Source organism: Pseudomonas sp. (assembly GCF_017744435.1).
Taxonomy (GTDB): domain Bacteria; phylum Pseudomonadota; class Gammaproteobacteria; order Pseudomonadales; family Pseudomonadaceae; genus Aquipseudomonas.
Genome location: NZ_JAGIBG010000015.1, coordinates 1 through 21,332 on the forward strand (window position 1 = coordinate 1; position 21,332 = coordinate 21,332).

Consider the following 21,332-nt stretch of genomic DNA (forward strand, 5'->3'; position numbering starts at 1 on the left):
AGGCGGGCTGAAGGCCCTGGTATTCCGCCAGGTTTGATGTTGCCTGTGCCGGCCTCTTCGCGGCTAAAGCCGCTCCCAGGGCCCTGCGCTGTACCTGTGGGAGCGGCTTTAGCCGCGAAGAGGCCGGCACAGGCAACATCAAACCTGGCGGAATACCAGGGCCTTCAGCCCGCCTGCCGGGTCCACATCCGGAAACTCCGGCGGATTCTCCAGCCGCTCGACGAAAACCAGCGATGGCGCCTGCTCGGCCATCCCCTCGATCAGAAACTCCGGCCCGATCCCCGGGTCGTTGACGCAAGCCAGCACCGTCCCACCTTCACTCAGCAATTCCGGCAGTCGCCGCAGGATCTTGGCGTAATCCTGGGTCAGCACGAAGCTGCCACGCTGGAAGGTCGGCGGGTCGATGATGATCAGGTCGTAAGGCCCGTACTTGCGCACCTTGCCCCACGACTTGAACAGCTCATGCCCCAGGTAGGCGACCCGCGACGCATCGTGCCCGTTCAGGCGATGATTATCGCGCCCCCGCGACAGCGCCGACTTGGCCATGTCCAGGTTCACCACCTGTTCGGCACCGCCAGCAATCGCCGCCACCGAGAAGCCGCAGGTATAGGCGAACAGGTTGAGCACGCGCTTGCCCGCCGCCTCCTCACGTACCCAGCGCCGGCCGTAGCGCATGTCGAGGAACAGGCCATTGTTCTGCCGCACGCCCAGGTCGAGCAGGTAGGTCAGGCCATCCTCGACCACTTCGCGCTGCTGGCAGGGCTCGCCCAGCAGCCATTGACCCGGGCTGTCGGGCAGGTAACGGTGCTGGATGAGGATTGCCTGGCCGGTCCATTGCGGGTGTGCGGCCAGGTTGCGCAGCATGGCTTCCAGCTCGCCCAGCTGGCCCTCTGGCGGTTCGCGGAACAGCGCCACCGACAGCACACCCTGCAACCAGTCCACCGTGACCTGCTCCAGGCCTTCCCAGCAACGGCCGCGGCCATGGAACAACCGACGGGTTTCTGCAGGGGCAGGGTCAAGGGCAGCGAGCAAGTGCTGTTCGAGGGTGTGGATCGGCGAAGTCATGGCGGGTCGCAAGCAAGTGAAAAGGCCGCCATTCTACCCCTTGGCCGGCACTTGTGCAGAACGGAACCACCAGCCTTGCTGCATGCCCGCTGCCGCCAGCAGGATCAACGCCACCCCCAGCCACTGCAACGGAGCCAGGCGGTGCCCGAAGGCGACCCAGTCGACCAGGATCGCGGCAATCGGGTAGATGAACGACAGCGCACCGGTCAACGCCGTCGGCAGGCGTTGAATGGCGCTGTACAACAGCACATACATCAAGCCGGTGTGGACCATGCCCAGGGTCACCAGGCTGGCCAGGGCCGACGGCTCGCCAGGCAGCCCGCCCAGCTTCACCCACGGCGCCAGCAGCAGTACCCCGGTGGCGACCTGGATCAGCGCGATCAGGTGGGGCGGCGTGCCTTTCAGCCGCTTGATGATCAACGCGGCAATCGCATAGAGGAACGCCGCGCCCAGCGCCAGGCCAATGCCTTGCAAATAGTCCTCCCCACTGGCCTGCCCCGCGCCATGGGCGCTGACGATCGCCAGCATGCCAAGGAATGCCACGCTCAGCCAGGTGACCTTGGCGGCGGTGATCTTCTCGCCCAGGAACAGCGCTGCCAGCCCCACCAGCATGAACGGCTGGACGTTGTACACCGCCGTGCCGATGGCAATCGACGCCCGCGAGTAGGAGGCGAACAGCAGCACCCAGTTGCCGACGATGGCGACCCCGCTGGCGATGGCCAGCAGGAATGCCGTCCGGGTGATCACGCCCGGTTTGAGAAAGCCGAACGCCGCGCAGATCGCCAGCAAGGTGCCGGTCCCGAACACGCAGCGCCAGAACACCACTTCCAGCACCGGCTGCCCCGACACCAGCACGAACCAGCCGATAGTCCCGGAAATCAGCATGGCGGCGACCATTTCCAGCGAGCCACGGCGCAATGAACTGTCCATCTCAAACCTCCCTTGGATGATGGCCATAGTATGCGGAGGGTCGCCGTGCACCTTCCAGCTGATAACCAAGGCAGATCAGCCCGTTCACCTTTACTATCAAGGCAACTTTCCCGATTTGCCTGATGAGGTAAGCATGACCGACGCCATCGACCAACTGCTGATCAATGCTTTGATGGAAGACTCACGCCGCTCGCTCAAGGCGCTGGCGCAAATCAGCGGCCTTTCTGCCCCCAGCGTCAGCGAGCGCCTGCGCCGCCTGGAAGAACGCGGCGTGCTGCGCGGTTACACCGTGGATATCGACCCGCGCAGCTTCGGCTACCAGTTGCAGGCGATCGTGCGCATTCGCCCGCTGCCGGGGCAGTTGCAGGAAGTGGAGCGGCAGATCATCGCCATCCCCGAGTTCACCGAGTGCGACAAGGTCACCGGCGAGGACTGCTTCATCGCACGGCTGCATGTGCGCTCGATGGAGCAGCTCGATACCCTGCTCGACCGCATCAATGTGCTGGCCGATACCAACACCGCAATCATCAAGAAGACCCCGGTGAAGCGACGGTTGCCGCCGATGGACTGAGTGTATCCATTCGAAAGGGATACTGACTATTTTTTGTGCACAAGAATGTCACCATAGGTGCCATTTTTGTGTGCACTTTTCCAGGTAACGCCCCAATACGTTACACATCCCGTGCAACTAATTTTGACCAAATGATCAACTAATCAGGCAACTAAAAAATTAAACCTGTTCATTTGGTCAACTTATACTTCCTTTATTTCATCAACTTAATTTTCAACTGCTTAGATTCAAATTAGTGGCCACCTGAGACTCGCTTTTTCCCTGGCATGGAACTCGCTTTTGTGTGTCCGTGTTTTGTATACAAATCCTACGAAACATAAATACACAAGAACTCGCGACGCCGGCCCAACACCGGCCGCCGCGCCCAGAACCCAGTGATGCCAAGCTGCACCGACGAGATGGCGAGCCCGTGCGCATGCCCGCTCATCGCAGTCCACGTGCATCAGGAGCCTGCCGGAATGAGTACCAGCCTCGACCTTGCCCCTGAACTATCCGTCGCCAGCACCAGCCCCTCTTCCACCCTTGCAGGCGAGATGCCGCCACTCGCATTGAGCCCGCGCCTGCATAACCGCGACCTCGCGCCCACCCGTATCGAAGGCCGCCGCTGGGGCCGCTACAGCATCTTTGCGCTGTGGACCAACGATGTGCACAACATTGCCAACTACTCCTTCGCCATGGGCTTGTTCGCCCTTGGCCTGGGCGGCTGGCAGATCCTGCTGTCGCTGGCGATCGGCGCGGCACTGGTGTACTTCTTCATGAACCTGTCCGGTTACATGGGGCAGAAGACCGGGGTACCGTTCCCGGTGATCAGCCGCATCGCCTTCGGCATCCATGGCGCGCAGATCCCGGCGCTGATCCGTGCGGTCATCGCCATCGCCTGGTTCGGCATCCAGACCTACCTGGCCTCGGTGGTGCTGCGCGTGCTGCTCACCGCCGTGTGGCCGCAGGTCGCTGCCTATGACCACGACAGCATCCTTGGCCTGTCGAGCCTGGGCTGGGTGTGCTTCGTGGCGATCTGGCTGGTGCAGCTGGTGATCCTCGCCTACGGCATGGAGATGGTCCGCCGCTACGAGGCCTTCGCCGGCCCGGTGATCCTGCTGACCGTGGCCAGCCTGGCGGTGTTCATGTACTTCAGGGCCGATGCGCGCATCGCCTGGTCGGTGGCCGAACCGCTGACCGGCTATGAGATGTGGCGCAACATCTTCGCCGGTGGCGCCCTATGGCTGGCGATCTACGGCACCCTGGTGCTGAACTTCTGCGACTTCGCCCGCTCCTCGCCGTGCCGCAAGACCATCCGCGTCGGCAACTTCTGGGGCCTGCCGGTGAACATCCTGGTATTCGCCATGATCACCGTGGTGCTGTGCGGCGCGCAGTTCCAGATCAACGGCCAGATCATCGACAGCCCGACCCAGATCGTCGCCAGCATCCCCAGCACGCCGTTCCTGGTGCTCGGCTGCCTGGCCTTCCTGATCGTCACCGTGGCGGTGAACATCATGGCCAACTTCGTCGCACCGGCGTTCGTGCTGAGCAACCTGGCGCCACGTCACCTCAACTTCCGCCGCGCCGGGCTGATCAGCGCGACCCTGGCGGTGCTGATCCTGCCCTGGAACCTCTACAACAGCCCACTGGTGATCGTGTACTTCCTGTCCGGCCTGGGCGCCCTGCTCGGCCCGCTGTACGGGGTGATCATGGCCGACTACTGGTTGCTGCGCAAAGGCCGCATCAACGTGCCGGAGCTGTACACCGAGCACCCGACCGGCGCCTACCACTACAGCAAGGGCATCAACCTGCGCGCCGTGGCTGCCTTCGTGCCCTCTGCGCTGCTGGCCATCATCCTGGCGCTGGTGCCGAACTTCCATGGCATTGCGCCGTTTTCCTGGCTGATCGGCGCCGGCATCGCCGCCGCAGTGTACCTGCTGATCGCCCCGCGCAACCGCCAATACCACGATGTCAGCGGCGAGTGCATCGCCGTCGACCACAGCAGCCATTGATCAAGGAGGACTGCCCATGCGTATTCTGATCGCCAACGTCAACACCACCGAAGCCATCACCGAGGCCATTGCCGAGCAGGCGCGCAGCGTCGCCGCGCCCGGTACGCAAATCATCGGCCTGACCCCCTGGTTCGGCGCCGAATCGGTGGAAGGCAATTTCGAGAGCTACCTGGCCGCCATCGCCGTGATGGACCGGGTGCTGGCCTACGACGGCCCTTACGATGCCGTGATCCAGGCCGGCTACGGCGAGCATGGCCGCGAAGGCCTGCAGGAGCTGCTCAACGTGCCGGTGGTGGATATCACCGATGCCGCCGCCAGCACCGCCATGTACCTGGGCCACGCCTATTCGGTGGTGACCACCCTGGACCGCACCGTGCCGCTGATCGAAGACCGCCTGAAGCTGTCCGGGCTGTATGACCGTTGTGCCTCGGTGCGGGCCAGTGGCCTGGCTGTGCTGGAACTGGAAGAAGACCCGCTACGCGCGGTGGAGGCCATCGTCGAGCAGGCCGAACGTGCCGTGCGTGACGACAAGGCCGAGGTGATCTGCCTGGGCTGTGGCGGCATGGCCGGGCTGGATGAGCAGATTCGCCAGCGTACCGGGGTGCCGGTGGTCGATGGCGTGAGTGCGGCGGTGACCATAGCCGAGTCGCTGGTACGGATGGGGCTCAGCACCTCCAAGGTGCGCACCTATGCCACACCGCGGGCGAAAAAAGTGGTGGGCTGGCCGATGAAGTTCGGGCGCTAGACTGTACCGGCCTCTTCGCGGGCACGCCCGCTCCCACAGGAATCGCACAGATCTTGAAAGCTGTGCAGTACCTGTGGGAGCGGGCGTGCCCGCGAAGAGGTCAACACAGTAATCGGGCCAGCCGCTCCCCGCTGCCACAGGCCAAGGTAAACCCCAAGGCCCCATGCCCCAGGTTCAGCCACAGGTTACGGTAGGCTGAGGCCCCCACGATAGGCACCCCGGTCGGCGTCGCCGGCCGCATCCCCGCCCACTCCACCGCCGCTGCGTAATCCGCAGCCCGTGGCAAGGTCTCCAGCGCCTGCCGACGCATGCTGTCGAGCCTGCGCGCATCTACCGTTTCGTCGTAGCCGACGATATCCACCATCGCCGCCACCCGCAGCTGCTGGTCGAGCCGTGCATAGACGATCTTGCGCTCGTAGTCGGTAATGCTCACCTCCGGTGCCCGATGCTCCGCTGTGATCGCTGCCGTCAGGCTGTAACCCTTGAGCGGGTAGACCGGCAGTCGCAGCCCCGGTAGCGCCAACCCGGCACTTCGATGGCCGGCGCACAGCACCAGGCGCTCGACGTCCATTTGCTCGTGCCCCAATTGCAGTGCCACCACCTGATCATCACGGCTGATCAGGCGCGTGACCGGGCTCCCCAGCAGGAACCGGCACTGCCCGGACGCACGCAAACGCTCCGCCAGCCGCTCGCAGAAACGATGGCAATCGGCGACTTCTTCGTCAGGCGTCAGCACGGCGCCGATAAAGGGCGAATCCGCCAATGCCGGTTCTAGCGCCCTGACTTCGCTGGCGCCGAGCACCCGTTGATTGCCGGGGTCGAGCAACTGTTCACGACCATGGGCGAACGCCCGCTCACTGCGAAAGGCCACCAGCTTGCCGTTCTGCCGCCAGGCAAAATCGCTCAGGCCGTCGTCTTCACGCCAGCGTTTCAAGGTGGCCTGGCTGTGCAAGGCCAACTCCAGCAGCTGTGCGGCATTGCGGCGATTGACGCTGCCGCGGCAAGCCATCATGAACGCCAGCAACCAGCGCCATTGTGCGGGGTCCAGGCGCACACGCAGGCGCAGCGGCGAGTCGCCCCGCAATAGCCAGCCAAGCGCCTGCCACGGCACACCGGCATCAGCCAATGGCGCCACATAGCGATAGGAAAGCTGCCCACCATTGGCGAAGCTGGTCGCCGAGGCCAACTGGTCTCGCGCCTCGACCAGCACCACCGACAGGCCTTCGCGCACCAGCGCATAGGCCGTCGCCAGGCCGACCACGCCACCACCGATTACCGTCACCCGTTGCGTCATTGCGCTTCCCTGTCGTGGCTTCCCTGCCAGGACAGTAACAGCGGATCAGGTCGGGCAGCTATGGGCACCGCCATTCAGGCCCTGGCGGACGTTGCGGCTGAGCAGGCTGGCCTTGCCATCGTGCCAGGTCAGGGTGAGGACGTAGAGGGTATCGAAATCGTCGCCGCTCCAGTCCTTGGTGATCACCCGATCATCGCCCAGCGCCTTGCCGGCCACGGCGTTGATCAGCTCTGGCAAGTAGCCATGGGACCAGGCGGTATAAACGGTGGCATTACGGTATTTCTCGCTGAGCAGTTCGTCGGCGAGCTCGTCGGTGTCGTTGGCGCCGAAGTCGATATTGACCGGCAACCCCAGGCGAATGGCGCTGGGCGTAATGGTCATCAGCGGGCGGATGTAGCTGTAGCTCTGGTTCTGACTGCCTTCCTCGACGTGCCGCGAGGGGTTGGCCGCGAATACGTAATCCGCCTTGCCAAAACGCTCCGGCAACAAGGTGGCCAGGTCCAGCGCGCGGTTGAGCCCCTGGCAGTTCAGTTGCCCAAGGCCTTCACCGGGCTTTTCGGCATGGCGCAGGAATACCAGCGTCTGGGTGCCGTCGACCGGTTGAGCACGGCTTTCGACCACTTCCAGTGTCAGCGGTACAGCCGCAGCGACGAGGGCCAGGCTGAGCAACAGGTGGCGGCGGCGTCGAAAGAAAGAAGGCAACTTCATGTAGGCAGGCTCTTGTGGCAATAGGTATCTGGATACCCGCCACATTGCCCCGCGGCCTATGCCGCAAGGCATCCGTATAAGTGATCGCCATCCTTGGCAACGAGCAGGACTCAGAGTGTCCGCAACCCGTTTGGTTCCTCCTTGAGTGTGGATGCCGTTCCCTAGGCAACGATTACGTTAGAGCAGGAGTGTTGCCGAATTATGTCGAGTGCGAATCAGTGATGACCACATCGAAGACCTGCTCGATCACCTGTTTCGGCCCCTGGTTCAGACTCCAGGTAAAGAACACGAGAAAAGCCGGGTTTGGCATTTCTGATTTCGATGCTGGCCTTATCGGAGTAATAACGATCGAGTTCAGACGCCTGGGTGGCAATTGATGCATCCAGAAAGCCTTGAACCAGTTGGCTCGCCTGATTGCGAAACTCAATTTTCTGTCGTTTGTACAGCGCGTAGGCAATGATCCCGAGCGTATCCTGATCACTTTCCACTAGGACCGAGTAGATGTGGTTGTAACAGCCGTCAGCCATGAGGCTGTTACTCCTTGCGTAAACGTGTGTAAGCACTTTCGAACGCCGCGTTCAGCTCCGAACGGGTTTTACGGGTACTGGTGACGACACCTGCTAGCTCCCGCGGCAAAGGTATTTCCATTCGGCCACCCGAAGCCACCAGCAGAGCGTTCGCTTCACGGATTACTTTCGACGAAAAATGCGATTTCATGGGCATGCCACCCTCTTGACTCGTTGAGTGCTGCAAGGGTAACCGTCCGCAGAAAGCACCACAATCAGATGCAAGTCAACAGATTGTGTAGTCCTTTTCCGCCCACTGTAGGACGTGAACTACTCAATCATCCCGCGTCAGCACTTCCAGCAATTCGATCTCGAAGGTCAGGTCCGAATTCGGCGGAATCGCCCCCACGCTACGCTCGCCATACCCCAGATGCGCCGGCACCTGCAGCTTGCGCTTGCCGCCCACGCGCATGCCCATCAGCCCCTGGTCCCAGCCTTTGATGACGCGGCCGGTGCCAATCACACACTGGAACGGTTTGCCGCGCGACCACGACGAGTCGAACTCGCTGCCGTCGGCCAGCCAGCCGGTGTACTGGGTAGTGATCAGGGCGCCTTTGACGGCGGCTTTGCCGTCGCCTTCGACGAGGTCGGTGATCTGCAGTTCGCTGCTCATGGGCAGGCTCCAACGCTGAAATTCAAGGGCGACCTTTTCTCAGGAATGCACCGGTTTGGCAAGCTCGCGTGGTGATCCATGCTGACGCATCGACCACAACACCCCGCCGATCACCAGCATGATCGCCGCCGCTTCCAGCAGGCTTGGCCCGGCCTGCCGCCAGAGGAAGGCATACAACAGCGCGAACAGGGTCTCGAACACGATCAGCTGCCCGCTCAAGGTCAACGGCAGGCGTTTGGACGCAGCATTCCACAGCGCCGTGGCCAACCACGAACCCAGCACCGCGCAACCCAGGCAAGCGCCCCAGAACAGCCACCAGCGCGCCATCGGTGCCTCGACCTGCAGCTGCTGCGGCTGCCACATCGCCAGGGCAGCCACCATCAGCACGCTGCTCAAGCCGGTCAGCACGCCGATCAGCACGGACCACTGGTGGCTGTCGAAATGCCCGCTCTGCTTGAGATAACGACTGTTCTGCACCGCGTACCAGGTCCAGCAGGCCAGTGCAGCCAAGGCATAGAAAAGCCCCATGAGCTTGTCGCCGATATCGCCCGGGGCGAAGGCAAAGGTCTGCAGGTTGATGCACAGCATTCCGGCAAGGATCAGCGCCAGCGGGCCGATCAGCCGCCGGATCGGCACTGCGCCGCTGTCGTTGCGGCCATACAGGGTGATGGTCAACGGCAACACACCGACAATCAGCGAGGCAGGTGCCACGCCCAGGCGCTGGATCGCCGCCACCAGGCAGATGAAGTACAGCAGGTTGCCGACCACTGCCAGGCGCAGCAGCATCCAGCCGTCCGTCAGGGTCAGCTGGCGCAGCTGCCGGGCCATCGGCACCGCCAGCAACAACGAGATCAGGCCGACCATCCCGTAGCGCACGCTGCTTAACAGCATCGGGTTGAACTCCGGCAACAGCTCCGGAACCATCAGTACCATGCCCCATAACGCACCGGCCCCGCCGGCATACATCACACCGCGCTTCACGCTTTCCGCTCCTGTTCGTGGATGCGCGCAGGCTAACGCTGTGCAGGGCCGGCGGCAAAGGATCTTTGCGCATGCAGGCATTCCCGTGGGGAATGGCTCAGCCGAACTGCTCGAACACTTCTTCGCCCGTCAGTTCCGTGGTCTGGTTGGCAAAGCAATACCAGGCGGGTTTCTGCTCGACGAAGATCTGCAGGTCGAAATCCCAGGCCTCGTCGCCGTCCAGCAGGCCCACAGGCACCGCAAAGTGCTCTTTGCCCTTGAGCCGGTAATACAGGTGCGTGCCGCAACGGCTGCAAAAACCACGCTGGGCCCACTCGGAGGAGTCGTAGACTGCGGGTGCCCGTCCCTCGAAACGTGGCACTTCACTGCAATCCACGACCAGCAGCGGGCCACCGGTCCATTTGCGGCACATGCTGCAATGGCAGGCACTGACGTGAGTATTGTCGACAGTGACCCGCAGACGGGTTTCACCGCAAAGGCAGCTACCGCTTTTTTCCAAAGTCATGATGGGGCTCCTTGCAGGTTGGGTCAGCAAGTATAGATCGGGCCCCACACCACAGCGCCCGCAGCCCCACCCGGCCGGTCAGATGAACACGCTACCGCGCAGGTACAGCGCCGCACGCCCGCTGATGATCACCCGGCCATTGCCCGGGACTTCACAGTGCAATTGCCCTTTGCGCGCCCCGCCCTGCTCGCAGCTCAGCGACGACTTGCCCAGTCGCTCGGCCCACAACGGCGCCAAAGAGGTATGCGCAGAGCCGGTAACCGGGTCTTCATTGACGCCGACCCGCGGGCCGAACCAGCGGGTGACGAAATCGTAGCCACGGCCGGCGGCAGTGACCGCGATGCCACGCACGTCGAATGCCGACAGGGCGACGAAATCGGGCTTCAGCGGGTCGAGCAGCGCGGCGTCATCGACCACCACCACATAGTCGTCGGAGCGGTAGACGGCCTTGGCCGCGCTCAGGCCCAGCGCTTCCAGCAAGCCGGCTGGCACGTCCACGGCTTGCGGCTGCTTGGCCGGGAAGTCCATGGCCAGCAGGCCGTTGGCGCCACGGCTGACCCGCAGCTCGCCACTGCGGGTGTTGAAGCGCAGCACTTCGGCTTGCTCGCCCAGTTGTTCGAACAGCACGTAGGCCGAAGCCAGCGTGGCGTGGCCGCACAGGTCGACTTCGACGGTGGGGGTAAACCAGCGCAGGTCGAAGGCCTCGCCATTGCGCACGAAGTAGGCTGTTTCCGACAGGTTGTTCTCTTCGGCGATGCGTTGCAGCACATCGTCCTGCAGCCAGCTTTGCAGCGGGATCACCGCCGCCGGGTTACCACCAAAAGGCTCGGCGGAGAAGGCATCGACCTGGAAGATTTCGAGTTGCATCTAACGCTCCTTGTGATCCGGGCAATGCCGGGTGGGTAATTAAAGAGTTACGCGCGGACCGGCGTGAGCACCGGTTCGCCGGCAAAGAAGGCCTGCAGGTTGCGCAGCACCAGGGTCACGGTGTCGCGAGCGGCCTCGGGCGACTGGCCGGCCACATGCGGAGTGAGCACTGTATTGCCAAGGGCCTTGAGGGCATCTGGCACGAAGGGTTCGTCATCGAACACATCGAGCGCGGCGCCGGCGAGCCGGCCTTGTTCAAGGGCTGATACCAGCGCCTGGGTGTCGACCACGCTGGCCCGGGCGATATTCACCAGGTAACCCTCCGCGCCCAGTGCCTCGAGCACCTGGGCATCGACCAGGTGGCGGGTGCGGGCGCCACCGGGGGTGGCAACGACCAGGATGTCGACGGCCTCTGCCAGGTGCAACGGGCTGTCGTACCAGGTGTAAGGCACGTCCATTCGCGGGGTGCGGCTGTGATAGCTGATGTTCATGTCGAAGCCCAGGCTGGCGCGCTGGGCGATGGCCTGGCCAACCGCGCCAAGGCCCAGCAGGCCCAGGCGTTTGCCGCTGACCGACGGGCTGATCACCCGGTTCCACTCGCCACGACGGGTACTGGCGTCAGCGCGAGGGATGTCGCGCAACAGCGCCAGCAGCATGGCCAGGGTGTGGTCGGCGACTGCCGCGGCATTGGCGCCGGCGCCATTGGTGACGGTGATGCCACGGGCGGCAGCGGCGGCCAGGTCGACCTGCTCGTAGCCAGCACCGATCACGCAGATGATCTGCAGCTTGGGCAAGGCGGCGATTTCAGCAGCGGTCAGGCCCAGCGGGCCTCGGGTAAGCACGGCGTCGATCTGGCCGGCATGGCGCTGGATGGCGTCAGCGCGCATTTGCGGGGAGGGAGCACGAATCAGGCGGTAGCCGGCCTTTTCGAGTAATGGCAGATAGTCATCGACGGTTTCTACCAGTACCAGGACTGTCTTGCTCATGCCACCTCCGAGTCAATTCGAAGGGGCATTATGCGGAGTCACCGACCAGTACAGTCAACTGAAATATCCAGCCAAAACTGTACTGTACCGGCTTACGGATTACTGCCCGTAGGCGCGCCCCAGCCCTCCAGGCACACCACTGCTGTCGGTTTCCTGCCATGGGCCGTCCGGGTTCAGCGACCAGCTCCAGCCATTGTCATAGCGGTAGTAGGTACGCTGCCGGTAAAAGACATTGGTCTTGTTCTCCAGCACATACACCCCGAGTTTGGGGTCCCAGTGGCTGGCGCCACCCGGCGGTGGCGCGAAGCTGGCGGAGGTACGCGGCATCGGCTTGGGGATCGCAGCCGGCTTGCTCGGCTGGGTCGACGGCTGGCCACCTGGCAACGGTTTCACCGCGGGCCCCTGGTGCGGTGGCGCTGTCTCGATCGGCGGCGACGGCTGCTCATACGGTTGATGCGCCGTACACGCGGACAACCCCAGGGCCAGGGTGATTAGGGTCAGGCGGACGGTGCTGTGCATGGCGTTGTTCTCTTACTGGTCGGGGCTGTCGATGGTCAGGTGCTGGGTGGCCTGGGTGGTATTGGCCAGCGGCGCGCCCTGGCCGATCCATTCGCCGTGGGTCGGCTGGCCGGCGCGCGATACGCGTGCAACCAGTTGGACTTCGGCGAATTGGGACAGTTTCATCTGCGGCAGCATAGCGTCAGCATCGGACAATTCCACCTCCAGCGGCAATTGCGCCACAGTGACCCGCTTGGCCGCCAGCGGCATGGGCGGGCCGTTGCTGGCACGGGCGAAGATGAACACGGTGTCGTCAGGCTTGACCTTGTCCTTGAGCGCCGCTGCCAGCTCCACCCGCACCTTCAGGCGGGCTGCCGTGGTGGCCTGCGCTTTGCTGCCGGTGCTGCCCAGGCGCTCTGCGGCGCGGTCGATGCCACCTTGCAGCGCCGCCCGCGAGGCATCGCCTTCAGGCAATTGCGCCAGCAGGCGGTTCCAGTAGTCGATGGCTTCCTGGTAGCGCTCGCCCTCGAAGGCGGCGATGCCCCGCAGGCCAAGGCTGGTGACCTCGTTCGGGTCGGCCTTGAGCGCTTCGTCGGTCAGCGCCTGCACCTGCGGGCTCCATTTTTTGTCTGCGGCGAAGTACAGCGCCTGGGCCCACTGGCCCAGCAGCTCGGGCTGGCGACCGGCCAGGGCGACGGCACGCTCGTAGGCCCGCGCCGCGTCGGCCGGGCGTTGCTGAGCCATGTAGGCACGGCCAAGGAAGTACAGGCCTTCGGCCGAGTCCGGCTGGGCCTGCACGGCACGTTCGAGGCGCGTGGTCATTTCATCCATGGTCTTCGGTGCGGCGGCGAACTCCTGGGTCAGCTCGACCTTGTCCGCCGCGCCAAAGTGCAGGTACAGCCCCAGCGCCAATGCAGGCACCAGTACGGCCGCCAGCAATGGCAGGGCCTTGCCCAGGTGACCCTGGCGCGCCGCTTCCGCGCCTTCGGTGTCGGCCAGCAACTCACGGGCCGCCTCATCGCGGCCCTTGGCCATTTGCGCCTCGTCGAGCACGCCGGCGGCCTGCTGGGCGGCCAATTCGGCGACGCGCTCCTGGTACAGGGCGACGTTCAACGCGGTGCGGTCTTCTTCCTGCTGCTGGCGACGGCCACGCAGGATCGGGATCAGCAAAAAGCCGAGGGCGGCGAGCAGCAGCAGGCCCGCGCTAAGCCAGAATTCAGTCATGGGTCTGTTCTTTTTCCAGCAGTTTGGCGAGACGCTCGCGTTCTTCGACGGACAGTTCCTGCGCAGCCTGGGTCGCCGGGCCACGGCGACGGCGGACGATCACCGCCAGCACCACGAATCCACCGGCCAGCAAGATGCCCGGGCCGAACCACAGCAGCCAGGTACGGCCGCTGAGCGCCGGCTTGTAGCGCACGAAATCGCCATAGCGGTCGACCATGAAGTCGACGATCTGCTGGTTGCTCTTGCCTTCGCCGAGCATGCGGAAGATCTCGCGGCGCAGGTCGGCGGCGATCGGAGCGTTGGAGTCGGCGATGTCCTGGTTCTGGCACTTGGGGCAGCGCAGTTCCTTGGTCAGCTGCTGGTAACGCTCGCGCTCGGCGTCATCGCGGAACTGGTAGGTATCGATGGCCGCCTTGGCCACGCCGGCCAGGCTCAAGCCCAGCACGGCGGCTGCCAGCCAGCGCCTCATGGTTTGGCCTCGTCGACCAGGCCCTGGTACAGCGGCGCCAGCTGCTCGCGCCACACGTCGGCATCGACGATGCCGACGTGCTTGTAGCGGATGATGCCCTTGGCGTCGATAAGGAAGGTCTCCGGCGCGCCATACACGCCCAGGTCCAGGCCCAGGCTGCCCTGCTCGTCGCGGATATCCAGCTGGTACGGGTTGTGGAACTCGGCCAGCCACTTCTGCGCGGCAGCGTTGTCGTCCTTGTAGTTGATGCCGTGGATCACCACGCCCTGCTGGGCCAGCTGGTTCAGATACGGGTGTTCGACCTTGCACGATGGGCACCAGGTGGCCCACACGTTGACCAACGCTGGCCGGCCGTGCAGGTCGGCCTGGGTCAGGTTGCGGTCACCCTGGGTCGACGCCAGGGCGAACGCCGGGAACGGCTTGCCGATCATCGCCGATGGCAGCTCGTCGGGCTTGAGGAACAGCCCCTTGTAGAGGAAAACCGCCATCAGCAGGAATACCGCCAGTGGCACGACCATGATCCAACGCTTCATGCAGCAGCTCCAGACACGCCCAGGGCTTCACGCACCCGGGTCTTGACCTTGACGCGATAGCGCCGGTCGAAGGCCGCCAGTAACCCGCCCAGGCCGGTCAGCAGACCGCCCAGCCAGATCCAGCGGACATAAGGCTTGATATGCACGCGCACCGCCCAGGCGCCGTTCTCCAGCGGCTCGCCCAGGGCAACGTACAGGTCACGGGTGAAACCGGCATCGATGCCGGCCTCGGTCATCATCGACTGCTGCACGGTGTACAGCCGTTTCTCCGGGTGCAGGGTGGTCACTTCGCGGCCGTCGCGGGTGACCACGATGGTGCCCTTGTCGGAGATGAAGTTCGGCCCCTCGAAGTGCTTGGCGCCCTCGAACAGGAAGTGGTAACCGCCCAGCTCGACGCTCTCGCCCGGCGCCATGCGCAGGTCGCGCTCGGCGCTGTTGTTGCTCGACAGCACCACGCCCAGGGCACACACCGCCAGGCCCAGGTGCGCCAGCTGCATGCCCCAGTAGCTGCGGGAAAGGCCCAGCACGCCCTTGGCCAGGCCCTTGTGGCGAGTCTTGTCGACGATGTCACGCAGCCCGCCGAGCACCACCCAGGCCGCCAGGGCGAAAGCGCTGAGGACCGGCCAGTCGAGGTCGTCGACGATCAAGCCGGCGATCGGCGCCAGCACCGCGCTGCCGATCAGCACCGGGGTCATCATGTTTGCCAGCCACTTGCCGGGGGTGTCCTTCCAGCGCACCACCACCCCCACGCTCAGCACCACCATCAGCAGCGCCATCAGCGGCAGGAACAGGGCATCGAAGTAAGGTGGGCCGACCGACAGCTTGGCCCCGGTCAGGGCATCGAGCACCAGCGGGTACAAGGTGCCCAGCAGGATCATCGAAGCCGCCACCACCAGGATCAGGTTGTTGGCCAGCAGCAGGGTTTCACGCGACCACAGGGCGAAGCCGACCTGGCTCTTGACCACCGGGGCGCGCAGGGCGAACAGGGTCAGCGAGCCACCCACCACGAAAAGCAGGAAGATCAGGATGAACACGCCGCGCGCCGGGTCGGCGGCGAACGCATGCACCGAGGTCAGCACCCCGGAGCGCACCAGGAAGGTCCCCAGCAGGCTCAACGAGAAAGCGGCAATCGCCAGCAGCACGGTCCAGCTCTTGAATACCCCGCGTTTTTCGGTCACCGCCAGCGAGTGGATCAGCGCGGTACCCACCAGCCAGGGCATGAACGAGGCGTTTTCCACCGGGTCCCAGAACCACCAGCCACCCCAGCCCAGTTCGTAGTAGGCCCACCACGAGCCCAAGGTGATACCCACGCCGAGGAAGGCCCAGGCGACGATGGTCCAAGGCCGCGACCAACGCGCCCAGGCCGCGTCCAGGCGCCCGCCGAGCAGCGCGGCGATGGCGAAGGCGAAGGCCACCGAGAAGCCCACATAGCCCATGTACAGCATCGGCGGGTGGACGATCAGGCCGAAGTCCTGCAGCAACGGGTTGAGGTCACGACCATCGGTCGGCACCTGCGGCAGCAGGCGCTGGAACGGGTTGGAGGTGATGATCAGGAAGCTCAGGAAGCCGACGCTGATCATGCCCATGACTGCCAGCACGCGGGCCAGCATGACTTGCGGCAGTTGCCGCGAGAAGATCGACACGGCAAAGGTCCAGCCCCCGAGGATCAGTGCCCACAGCAGCAACGAGCCTTCGTGGGCGCCCCAGACGGCACTGAACTTGTAGTACCACGGCAAGGCGCTGTTGGAGTTGCTGGCCACGTAGGCGACCGAGAAGTTGTCGGTCATGAAGGCGTGGGTCAGGCAGGCAAAGGCGAAGACCAGGAAGGTGAACTGGCCCCAGGCAGCCGGGCGCGCCAGGCTCATCCACAGGCTGTCGCCCCGCCAGGCCCCCAGCAGCGGCACCGTGGCCTGCACGGCAGCGAAGCAGATTGCCAGGATCATCGCCAACTGGCCGAGTTCGGGAATCACCAGTGCCGCGTTCATGGCTTGGCCCCCGCACCGCTGGCCGCCTGGCCGCTTTCCTTCAGGGCCTTGGTGACCTCGGGTGGCATGTACTTCTCGTCGTGCTTGGCCAGCACTTCGTCAGCCACCACCACGCCGTCGCCATTGAGCTTGCCGAGTGCGACGATGCCCTGCCCTTCACGGAACAGGTCCGGCAGGATGCCGCGGTAGGTGATCGGCACCGACTTGTTGAAGTCGGTGACCACGAAGCGCACGTCGAGGGAATCGGAGGAACGTTGCACCGAACCCTTCTCGACCATGCCGCCGGCACGGATGCGCGTGTCCAGCGGCGCCTCGCCGTTGGCGATCTGGGTCGGGGTGTAGAACAGGTTGATGTTCTGCTGCAGCGCGCTCAAGGCAAAGCCGACGGCAACCGCAACCCCGACCAGCAGGCCGAGGATAATGAACAGGCGTTTCTTGCGTTGCGGATTCACTGGTGGTTCTCCCGGCGCAAACGGCGCGCCTCATCTTGCAGGTAGCGACGGCGGGCCAGCAACGGTGCAGCGACATTCAGCGCCAGCACCGCCAGGCAGATGCCATAGGCCGACCAGACATACAGGGCATGATGGCCCATGGCGAGAAAATCGCCGAAGGAAGCGAAACTCATCGCGCGGCCCTCCGCCCCAGGCTGTTCAACACTTCATCCTTGACCCAACTGGCGCGCGCCTCGCGCTTGAGCACTTCGAGGCGCATGCGCAGCAGCAGCACGGCACCGAAAAAGCAGTAGAAACCCAGCGCCGTGCACAGCAGCGGCAGCCACATCTCGGCCGGCATCGCCGGTTTTTCGGTGAGGGTGAAGGTCGCGCCCTGGTGCAGGGTGTTCCACCATTCCACCGAGTACTTGATGATCGGAATGTTGATCACACCGACGATGGCCAGCACCGCACAGGCCTTGGCCGCGCTGTCGCGGTTGCTGATGGCCTGGCCCAGGGCAATGATGCCGAAGTACAGGAACAGCAGGATCAGCATCGACGTCAACCGTGCGTCCCAGACCCACCAGCTGCCCCAGGTCGGCTTGCCCCAGATAGCCCCGGTGACCAGTGCCACGGCGGTCATCCAGGCACCGATGGGGGCTGCGCATTGCAGGGCGACATCGGCCAGTTTCATCTTCCACACCAGCCCCACCACGCCAGCCACTGCCAGCAGTACATAGCAGGACTGCGCCAGCATGGCCGCCGGCACGTGGATATAGATGATGCGGAAGCTATTGCCCTGCTGGTAGTCCTCGGGGGCGAAGGCCAGGCCCCAGATCACGCCGGTGACCAGCAGCAGCACGGCGGAAACGGCCAGCCATGGCAGCATGCGGCCGCTGATGGCATAGAACCATTTCGGCGAACCCAGTTTGTGGAACCACGTCCAGCTCATTTTCATCAGGTACATCCGGTATTAGCCGGGCTTGGGAGCCCGGGACTCGTTATTCGCCGACGCTGATCTTCAGGCCGGCCGCTATCGCAAAGGGCGCCAGGGTGACCGCCAGGGCCGTCAGGCTGGCGAGCCAGAGCAGATGGCCGGTGGCAGGCATATTCTGCAATGCCGCCTGCAGCGCACCACTGCCCAGGATCAATACAGGGATATACAACGGCAGAATCAGCAACGCCAGTAACAAACCACCGCGCTTGAGACCGACCGTCAGCGCAGCGCCAACAGCGCCCAGCAAGCTCAATACCGGCGTGCCCAGCAGCAGTGAACCGAGCAGCACCGGCAGGCAGTGGCTGGGCAAACCCAGCATCAGCGCCAGCAATGGCGCCAACAATACCAGCGCCAGCCCGGAAAAGATCCAGTGCGCCAGCACCTTGGCCAGCACCAGCAGGGCCAGCGGGTGTGGCGACAGCACCCACTGCTCCAGCGAGCCGTCCTCGAAATCGCTGCGGAACAGGCCGTCGAGCGACAGCAGCACGGCCAGCAAGGCCGCGACCCAGACCAGCCCAGGCGACAAGGTTTGCAACAATTGGCTTTCCGGCCCCACCGCCAGTGGGAACAGCGCCACGACGATGGCGAAGAACACCAGCGGGTTGGCCAGCTCGGCCGGGCGACGGAACAGCAGGCGCGCTTCTCGGCGCAGCAACAGGATGAATACGCTCATGCCGCCCATTGCCCCAGATTGAGTTCCCGGTAGCCGGTTGGCTTGCGTTCCAGCGTGTGGTGCGTCGTCAGCACCACCGTGCCGCCCTGTTCGCAGTGGGCGGCCAGGTGCGCTTCAAGCTGGGCCACGCCCTGCTTGTCGAGGGCAGTGAAGGGTTCGTCGAGGATCCACAGCGGCGGGCTGTCCAAGTGCAGCCGGGCCAGGGCCACACGGCGCTGCTGGCCAGCGGACAGGGTATGGCAGGGGACATCTTCGAAACCGCGCAGGCCGACCGCTTCGAGTGCCGACCAGATGGCTTCGGGAGACGCCGGTTGGTGCAGGGCGCAGAGCCAGGTGAGGTTCTCCTCCGCCGTGAGCAGGTCCTTGATGCCCGCCGCGTGGCCGATCCACAGCAGGATGCTGGCCAGGGCATGGCGCTGGTCGCCGAGCGGCTGGCCACCCAGCAGGATCTGCCCGGCAGTCGGCTGCATCAGCCCGGCCAACAGGCGCAGCAGGCTGGTCTTGCCACTGCCGTTGGGGCCGCTGATCTGCAGCATGTCGCCGGGGCGCAGCTCGAAATCGAGGTGCTCGAACAACAGGCGCCAGTCGCGCTCGCAGGCCAGGCCCACGGCTTGGAGGTGAAGGGTCACGGATTCGCCTTATCTATATGCTTCTCAAGTCGCCCAACTCGCTGCCGTTATACTGGCAGTGACAGGCGGCAGGCATTATTACATGTGCTGCCACGCTGCCAAGAGGGCGGGCTCCACAGGTTGTATACAATCATGACTGAAATCAATAGTCTCGGCGCACAAACCGCCATCAATCCGCAGGCGATCAAGGCCCAGCTGACCGGTGAGCTGCTCAGCCTGACCCAGGCCCAACCCGGTTTGCTCAAGCCCGGCGAAACCGCCCAGGCCGAAGTGCTGGCGATGCGCCAGAGCGGCAGTACCTTCCAGCTGGTGCTGCAAGTGATTCAGGCCAGCGGCAACCAGACCCAGGTCCAGGCCACTGCCAGCCAGCCGTTCGCGCAAGGCAGTCAGTTCACCGTCAGCCAGCCCGAGAGCAACCGCCTGGCTGTCATGGTGCAGCAGGCCAGCGCCAGTAACGTCGCCACCCTCACCCAACTCGACACCAGTAAGGTGCCAATCGGCACCCTGCTGCAGGGCAAGGTCCTGACCAACCAGCCACTGCCACAAGCGGCGGGCGAAGTGGCCAGCTTCCGCTCGCTGGTCAGCCTGCTCAACACTGCCCAGGCCGGCGCCACGCTGACCATCGACAGCCCGCGCCCACTGCCGATCGGCAGCCTGCTCAGCGCCCTGGTGCAAGGCGACCAGTCACTGCGCTTTGTGCCACTCAGCGGTCGCCAGGAGCAATTGAACATTGCCCAGCAGCTGCTTACCCAGCAGGGCCGCCAGGCCTCCCTGCCCGGCCTGCTCGGTGCGCTGCAGCAGATTGCCAACAGCCCGGGCAGTGACGGTGAACTGCGCAGCACCGCCAGCAACCTGCTGGCCAGCCTGCCGGATGCCCGCCAACTCAGTGATGGCAAGGCGCTTGCCCAGGCCTTGAACAACAGCGGCGCCTTTCTCGAGGCCAAGTTGCTCGGCGGCCTCAGCGCCAGCGTGGCCACCGACCTCAAGGCACAACTGGTGCGGCTGGTGGCGCAGGCCTCGGTCAACGCGCCGGCCAACCCGGTGACCGCCTCCAGCACACTGGCCCAGGCGCTGCCGGCCATTGCCCGCAGCGCACTAGGCATGCTCGACCGGGTCAGCCCAAGGACACCGCCAGGCGCATTCCCGCTGCCATCACGGTTGCTGCAGGCCATGGAAAACGAAGGCGACCTGCAACAATTGCTGCGCTTGGCCGCCGCTGCCATCTCGCGCCTGCAGAGCCACGCCCTGAGCAGCCTGCAGCAATCCGGCACGCTGGATAACGGCAACCTGCAGACCACCTGGCAAACCGAAATACCCGTCCGCCACGGCCAGGAGTTCATCCCTCTGCAAGTGAAGCTGCAGCGCGAAGAAACCCCGGAACAACAGGCCGAGCGTCAGCAGCGCGAGCAGCAAGACCCGCTGCAGGCGCTATGGCGGATCGACCTGGCCTTTGATCTTGCCCCTCTGGGCCCGTTGCAAGTCCAGGCACAACTGATTCAGGGGCGCCTGTCCGGCCAGCTGTGGGCCGAGCGCGAGCAGACCGCGCGGCTGATCGACAGCCAGCTCGGCGCTCTGCGCGAACGCCTGCTGGCCCGTGGCCTGGAGGTCGGTGACCTGGAATGCCACCCCGGCATTCCGCCACAGGGCCCGCGTACGCGGGTGGAACAACGCTGGGTGGACGAAACTGCATGATCGACAAGCAACCGCGACAGGCCATTGCCCTGAGCTATGACGGCCAGCAAGCCCCGACCTTGACGGCCAAAGGCGATGACGAACTGGCTGAGGCGATTCTGGCACTGGCCCGCGAACATGAAGTGCCGATCTACGAAAATGCCGAACTGGTGCGCCTGTTGGCGCGCCTTGATCTGGGTGAGCAGATCCCTGAAGCGCTCTACCTGACCATTGCCGAAATCATTGCCTTTGCCTGGCAACTGCGGGGCAAGGTACCTGCTGGTTTCGACGACGAAGCCTATGCTTGCAGGGACGTTACCCCACAAACCGCCCTGCTGCCACCGAGCAACAACCGGTAGCTATCTACCACCCTGCGCCACCCGCCTGCGCCCAACCTTGC

25 protein-coding genes are annotated in these 21,332 nt (G+C 64.4%); 5 read left to right on the plus strand and 20 right to left on the minus strand.

The features are described from left to right. Positions 1-138: 138 nt before the first annotated feature. Positions 139-1,065 (minus strand): class I SAM-dependent methyltransferase, encoded by a 927-nt coding sequence (locus tag J7573_RS12150; protein WP_294334992.1) that lies wholly within the window; start codon positions 1,063-1,065, stop codon positions 139-141. A 33-nt stretch (positions 1,066-1,098) separates the two neighbouring features. Beyond that, on the minus strand, positions 1,099-1,995 hold the full coding sequence (locus J7573_RS12155) for a DMT family transporter (RefSeq protein ID WP_294334994.1): 897 nt from the start codon (positions 1,993-1,995) through the stop codon (positions 1,099-1,101). A gap of 133 nt (positions 1,996-2,128) precedes the next feature. Between J7573_RS12155 and J7573_RS12160 the strand changes: the two genes are divergently transcribed. From J7573_RS12160 to J7573_RS12170, 3 genes are all read left to right on the plus strand, one after another. Continuing rightward, positions 2,129-2,566: an Lrp/AsnC family transcriptional regulator gene (locus J7573_RS12160; protein ID WP_294334996.1), complete on the plus strand. Its 438-nt coding sequence runs from the start codon at positions 2,129-2,131 to the stop codon at positions 2,564-2,566. Positions 2,567-3,024: 458 nt separating this feature from the next. Then, the gene (locus J7573_RS12165) at positions 3,025-4,557 is read left to right on the plus strand and encodes an NCS1 family nucleobase:cation symporter-1 (protein WP_294334999.1); all 1,533 of its coding nucleotides are present in this window, start codon (positions 3,025-3,027) and stop codon (positions 4,555-4,557) included. 16 nt (positions 4,558-4,573) lie between these two features. Then, positions 4,574-5,302, plus strand: a complete 729-nt coding sequence (locus tag J7573_RS12170; RefSeq protein ID WP_294335001.1) for an aspartate/glutamate racemase family protein — start codon at positions 4,574-4,576, stop codon at positions 5,300-5,302. Between the two features lie 100 nt (positions 5,303-5,402). Here J7573_RS12170 and J7573_RS12175 read toward each other — a convergent pair whose 3' ends face one another. The 18 genes from J7573_RS12175 to ccmA form a co-directional block, all read right to left on the minus strand. Beyond that, complete coding sequence (locus tag J7573_RS12175; RefSeq protein ID WP_294335002.1) at positions 5,403-6,596, minus strand: D-amino acid dehydrogenase; 1,194 nt, start codon at positions 6,594-6,596, stop codon at positions 5,403-5,405. 45 nt (positions 6,597-6,641) lie between these two features. Continuing rightward, on the minus strand, positions 6,642-7,304 hold the full coding sequence (locus J7573_RS12180; RefSeq protein ID WP_294335004.1) for a histidine phosphatase family protein: 663 nt from the start codon (positions 7,302-7,304) through the stop codon (positions 6,642-6,644). Between the two features lie 215 nt (positions 7,305-7,519). Then, on the minus strand, positions 7,520-7,831 hold the full coding sequence (locus J7573_RS12185) for a hypothetical protein (protein ID WP_294335006.1): 312 nt from the start codon (positions 7,829-7,831) through the stop codon (positions 7,520-7,522). 313 nt (positions 7,832-8,144) lie between these two features. After that, a complete protein-coding gene (locus J7573_RS12190) occupies positions 8,145-8,483 on the minus strand; it encodes an FKBP-type peptidyl-prolyl cis-trans isomerase (RefSeq protein WP_012315472.1) in 339 nt (112 codons plus the stop codon). A gap of 39 nt (positions 8,484-8,522) precedes the next feature. Beyond that, positions 8,523-9,464 carry a DMT family transporter gene (locus tag J7573_RS12195; RefSeq protein WP_294335012.1) on the minus strand — a complete coding sequence of 314 codons (942 nt, stop codon included), beginning with the start codon at positions 9,462-9,464 and terminating at the stop codon, positions 8,523-8,525. Positions 9,465-9,561: 97 nt separating this feature from the next. Then, a complete protein-coding gene (locus J7573_RS12200; RefSeq protein ID WP_294335014.1) occupies positions 9,562-9,969 on the minus strand; it encodes a GFA family protein in 408 nt (135 codons plus the stop codon). 78 nt (positions 9,970-10,047) lie between these two features. Further along, positions 10,048-10,836 (minus strand): PhzF family phenazine biosynthesis protein, encoded by a 789-nt coding sequence (locus J7573_RS12205; protein ID WP_294335016.1) that lies wholly within the window; start codon positions 10,834-10,836, stop codon positions 10,048-10,050. A gap of 47 nt (positions 10,837-10,883) precedes the next feature. Beyond that, on the minus strand, positions 10,884-11,822 hold the full coding sequence (locus J7573_RS12210) for a 2-hydroxyacid dehydrogenase (RefSeq protein WP_294335018.1): 939 nt from the start codon (positions 11,820-11,822) through the stop codon (positions 10,884-10,886). Positions 11,823-11,921: 99 nt separating this feature from the next. Beyond that, complete coding sequence (locus J7573_RS12215; RefSeq protein ID WP_103446523.1) at positions 11,922-12,341, minus strand: hypothetical protein; 420 nt, start codon at positions 12,339-12,341, stop codon at positions 11,922-11,924. A 12-nt stretch (positions 12,342-12,353) separates the two neighbouring features. Then, positions 12,354-13,544 (minus strand): c-type cytochrome biogenesis protein CcmI, encoded by a 1,191-nt coding sequence (ccmI, locus tag J7573_RS12220; RefSeq protein ID WP_294335021.1) that lies wholly within the window; start codon positions 13,542-13,544, stop codon positions 12,354-12,356. Beyond that, positions 13,537-14,013 (minus strand): cytochrome c-type biogenesis protein, encoded by a 477-nt coding sequence (locus tag J7573_RS12225; protein WP_294335022.1) that lies wholly within the window; start codon positions 14,011-14,013, stop codon positions 13,537-13,539. The genes ccmI and J7573_RS12225 overlap by 8 nt, the downstream gene beginning before the upstream one ends. Next, the gene (locus J7573_RS12230) at positions 14,010-14,546 is read right to left on the minus strand and encodes a DsbE family thiol:disulfide interchange protein (protein WP_152958871.1); all 537 of its coding nucleotides are present in this window, start codon (positions 14,544-14,546) and stop codon (positions 14,010-14,012) included. The genes J7573_RS12225 and J7573_RS12230 overlap by 4 nt, the downstream gene beginning before the upstream one ends. Then, positions 14,543-16,516 carry a heme lyase CcmF/NrfE family subunit gene (locus J7573_RS12235; RefSeq protein ID WP_294335351.1) on the minus strand — a complete coding sequence of 658 codons (1,974 nt, stop codon included), beginning with the start codon at positions 16,514-16,516 and terminating at the stop codon, positions 14,543-14,545. The genes J7573_RS12230 and J7573_RS12235 overlap by 4 nt, the downstream gene beginning before the upstream one ends. 11 nt (positions 16,517-16,527) lie before the next feature. Then, on the minus strand, positions 16,528-16,983 hold the full coding sequence (gene ccmE, locus J7573_RS12240; RefSeq protein ID WP_294335024.1) for a cytochrome c maturation protein CcmE: 456 nt from the start codon (positions 16,981-16,983) through the stop codon (positions 16,528-16,530). Next, the gene (gene ccmD / locus J7573_RS12245; protein ID WP_103446517.1) at positions 16,980-17,156 is read right to left on the minus strand and encodes a heme exporter protein CcmD; all 177 of its coding nucleotides are present in this window, start codon (positions 17,154-17,156) and stop codon (positions 16,980-16,982) included. Before ccmD ends, ccmE begins: the two co-directional genes overlap by 4 nt. Further along, positions 17,153-17,920 (minus strand): heme ABC transporter permease, encoded by a 768-nt coding sequence (locus J7573_RS12250; protein WP_294335028.1) that lies wholly within the window; start codon positions 17,918-17,920, stop codon positions 17,153-17,155. The genes ccmD and J7573_RS12250 overlap by 4 nt, the downstream gene beginning before the upstream one ends. A gap of 43 nt (positions 17,921-17,963) precedes the next feature. Then, a complete protein-coding gene (gene ccmB, locus J7573_RS12255; RefSeq protein ID WP_012273477.1) occupies positions 17,964-18,632 on the minus strand; it encodes a heme exporter protein CcmB in 669 nt (222 codons plus the stop codon). Further along, entirely contained in the window at positions 18,629-19,261 is a 633-nt protein-coding gene (ccmA, locus tag J7573_RS12260; protein WP_294335068.1) for a cytochrome c biogenesis heme-transporting ATPase CcmA, read from the minus strand. Before ccmA ends, ccmB begins: the two co-directional genes overlap by 4 nt. 132 nt (positions 19,262-19,393) lie before the next feature. Between ccmA and J7573_RS12265 the strand changes: the two genes are divergently transcribed. Both J7573_RS12265 and J7573_RS12270 read left to right on the plus strand, forming a co-directional pair. Continuing rightward, positions 19,394-20,953 (plus strand): flagellar hook-length control protein FliK, encoded by a 1,560-nt coding sequence (locus J7573_RS12265; protein WP_294335070.1) that lies wholly within the window; start codon positions 19,394-19,396, stop codon positions 20,951-20,953. Beyond that, complete coding sequence (locus J7573_RS12270; protein WP_294335071.1) at positions 20,950-21,291, plus strand: EscU/YscU/HrcU family type III secretion system export apparatus switch protein; 342 nt, start codon at positions 20,950-20,952, stop codon at positions 21,289-21,291. Before J7573_RS12265 ends, J7573_RS12270 begins: the two co-directional genes overlap by 4 nt. The last annotated feature ends 41 nt before the right edge of the window (positions 21,292-21,332 follow it).

Excerpts from the sequence above, each read along its gene's own strand:
- J7573_RS12150 (WP_294334992.1), bottom strand. The coding sequence starts at position 1,065 with ATGACTTCGCCGATCCACACCCTCGAACAGCACTTGCTCGCTGCCCTT.
- J7573_RS12155 (WP_294334994.1), bottom strand. The coding sequence starts at position 1,995 with ATGGACAGTTCATTGCGCCGTGGCTCGCTGGAAATGGTCGCCGCCATG.
- J7573_RS12160 (WP_294334996.1), top strand. The coding sequence starts at position 2,129 with ATGACCGACGCCATCGACCAACTGCTGATCAATGCTTTGATGGAAGAC.
- J7573_RS12165 (WP_294334999.1), top strand. The coding sequence starts at position 3,025 with ATGAGTACCAGCCTCGACCTTGCCCCTGAACTATCCGTCGCCAGCACC.
- J7573_RS12170 (WP_294335001.1), top strand. The coding sequence starts at position 4,574 with ATGCGTATTCTGATCGCCAACGTCAACACCACCGAAGCCATCACCGAG.
- J7573_RS12175 (WP_294335002.1), bottom strand. The coding sequence starts at position 6,596 with ATGACGCAACGGGTGACGGTAATCGGTGGTGGCGTGGTCGGCCTGGCG.
- J7573_RS12180 (WP_294335004.1), bottom strand. The coding sequence starts at position 7,304 with ATGAAGTTGCCTTCTTTCTTTCGACGCCGCCGCCACCTGTTGCTCAGC.
- J7573_RS12185 (WP_294335006.1), bottom strand. The coding sequence starts at position 7,831 with ATGGCTGACGGCTGTTACAACCACATCTACTCGGTCCTAGTGGAAAGT.
- J7573_RS12190 (WP_012315472.1), bottom strand. The coding sequence starts at position 8,483 with ATGAGCAGCGAACTGCAGATCACCGACCTCGTCGAAGGCGACGGCAAA.
- J7573_RS12200 (WP_294335014.1), bottom strand. The coding sequence starts at position 9,969 with ATGACTTTGGAAAAAAGCGGTAGCTGCCTTTGCGGTGAAACCCGTCTG.
- J7573_RS12205 (WP_294335016.1), bottom strand. The coding sequence starts at position 10,836 with ATGCAACTCGAAATCTTCCAGGTCGATGCCTTCTCCGCCGAGCCTTTT.
- J7573_RS12210 (WP_294335018.1), bottom strand. The coding sequence starts at position 11,822 with ATGAGCAAGACAGTCCTGGTACTGGTAGAAACCGTCGATGACTATCTG.
- J7573_RS12215 (WP_103446523.1), bottom strand. The coding sequence starts at position 12,341 with ATGCACAGCACCGTCCGCCTGACCCTAATCACCCTGGCCCTGGGGTTG.
- ccmI (WP_294335021.1), bottom strand. The coding sequence starts at position 13,544 with ATGACTGAATTCTGGCTTAGCGCGGGCCTGCTGCTGCTCGCCGCCCTC.
- J7573_RS12225 (WP_294335022.1), bottom strand. The coding sequence starts at position 14,013 with ATGAGGCGCTGGCTGGCAGCCGCCGTGCTGGGCTTGAGCCTGGCCGGC.
- J7573_RS12230 (WP_152958871.1), bottom strand. The coding sequence starts at position 14,546 with ATGAAGCGTTGGATCATGGTCGTGCCACTGGCGGTATTCCTGCTGATG.
- ccmD (WP_103446517.1), bottom strand. The coding sequence starts at position 17,156 with ATGAGTTTCGCTTCCTTCGGCGATTTTCTCGCCATGGGCCATCATGCC.
- J7573_RS12250 (WP_294335028.1), bottom strand. The coding sequence starts at position 17,920 with ATGAAAATGAGCTGGACGTGGTTCCACAAACTGGGTTCGCCGAAATGG.
- ccmB (WP_012273477.1), bottom strand. The coding sequence starts at position 18,632 with ATGAGCGTATTCATCCTGTTGCTGCGCCGAGAAGCGCGCCTGCTGTTC.
- J7573_RS12265 (WP_294335070.1), top strand. The coding sequence starts at position 19,394 with ATGACTGAAATCAATAGTCTCGGCGCACAAACCGCCATCAATCCGCAG.
- J7573_RS12270 (WP_294335071.1), top strand. The coding sequence starts at position 20,950 with ATGATCGACAAGCAACCGCGACAGGCCATTGCCCTGAGCTATGACGGC.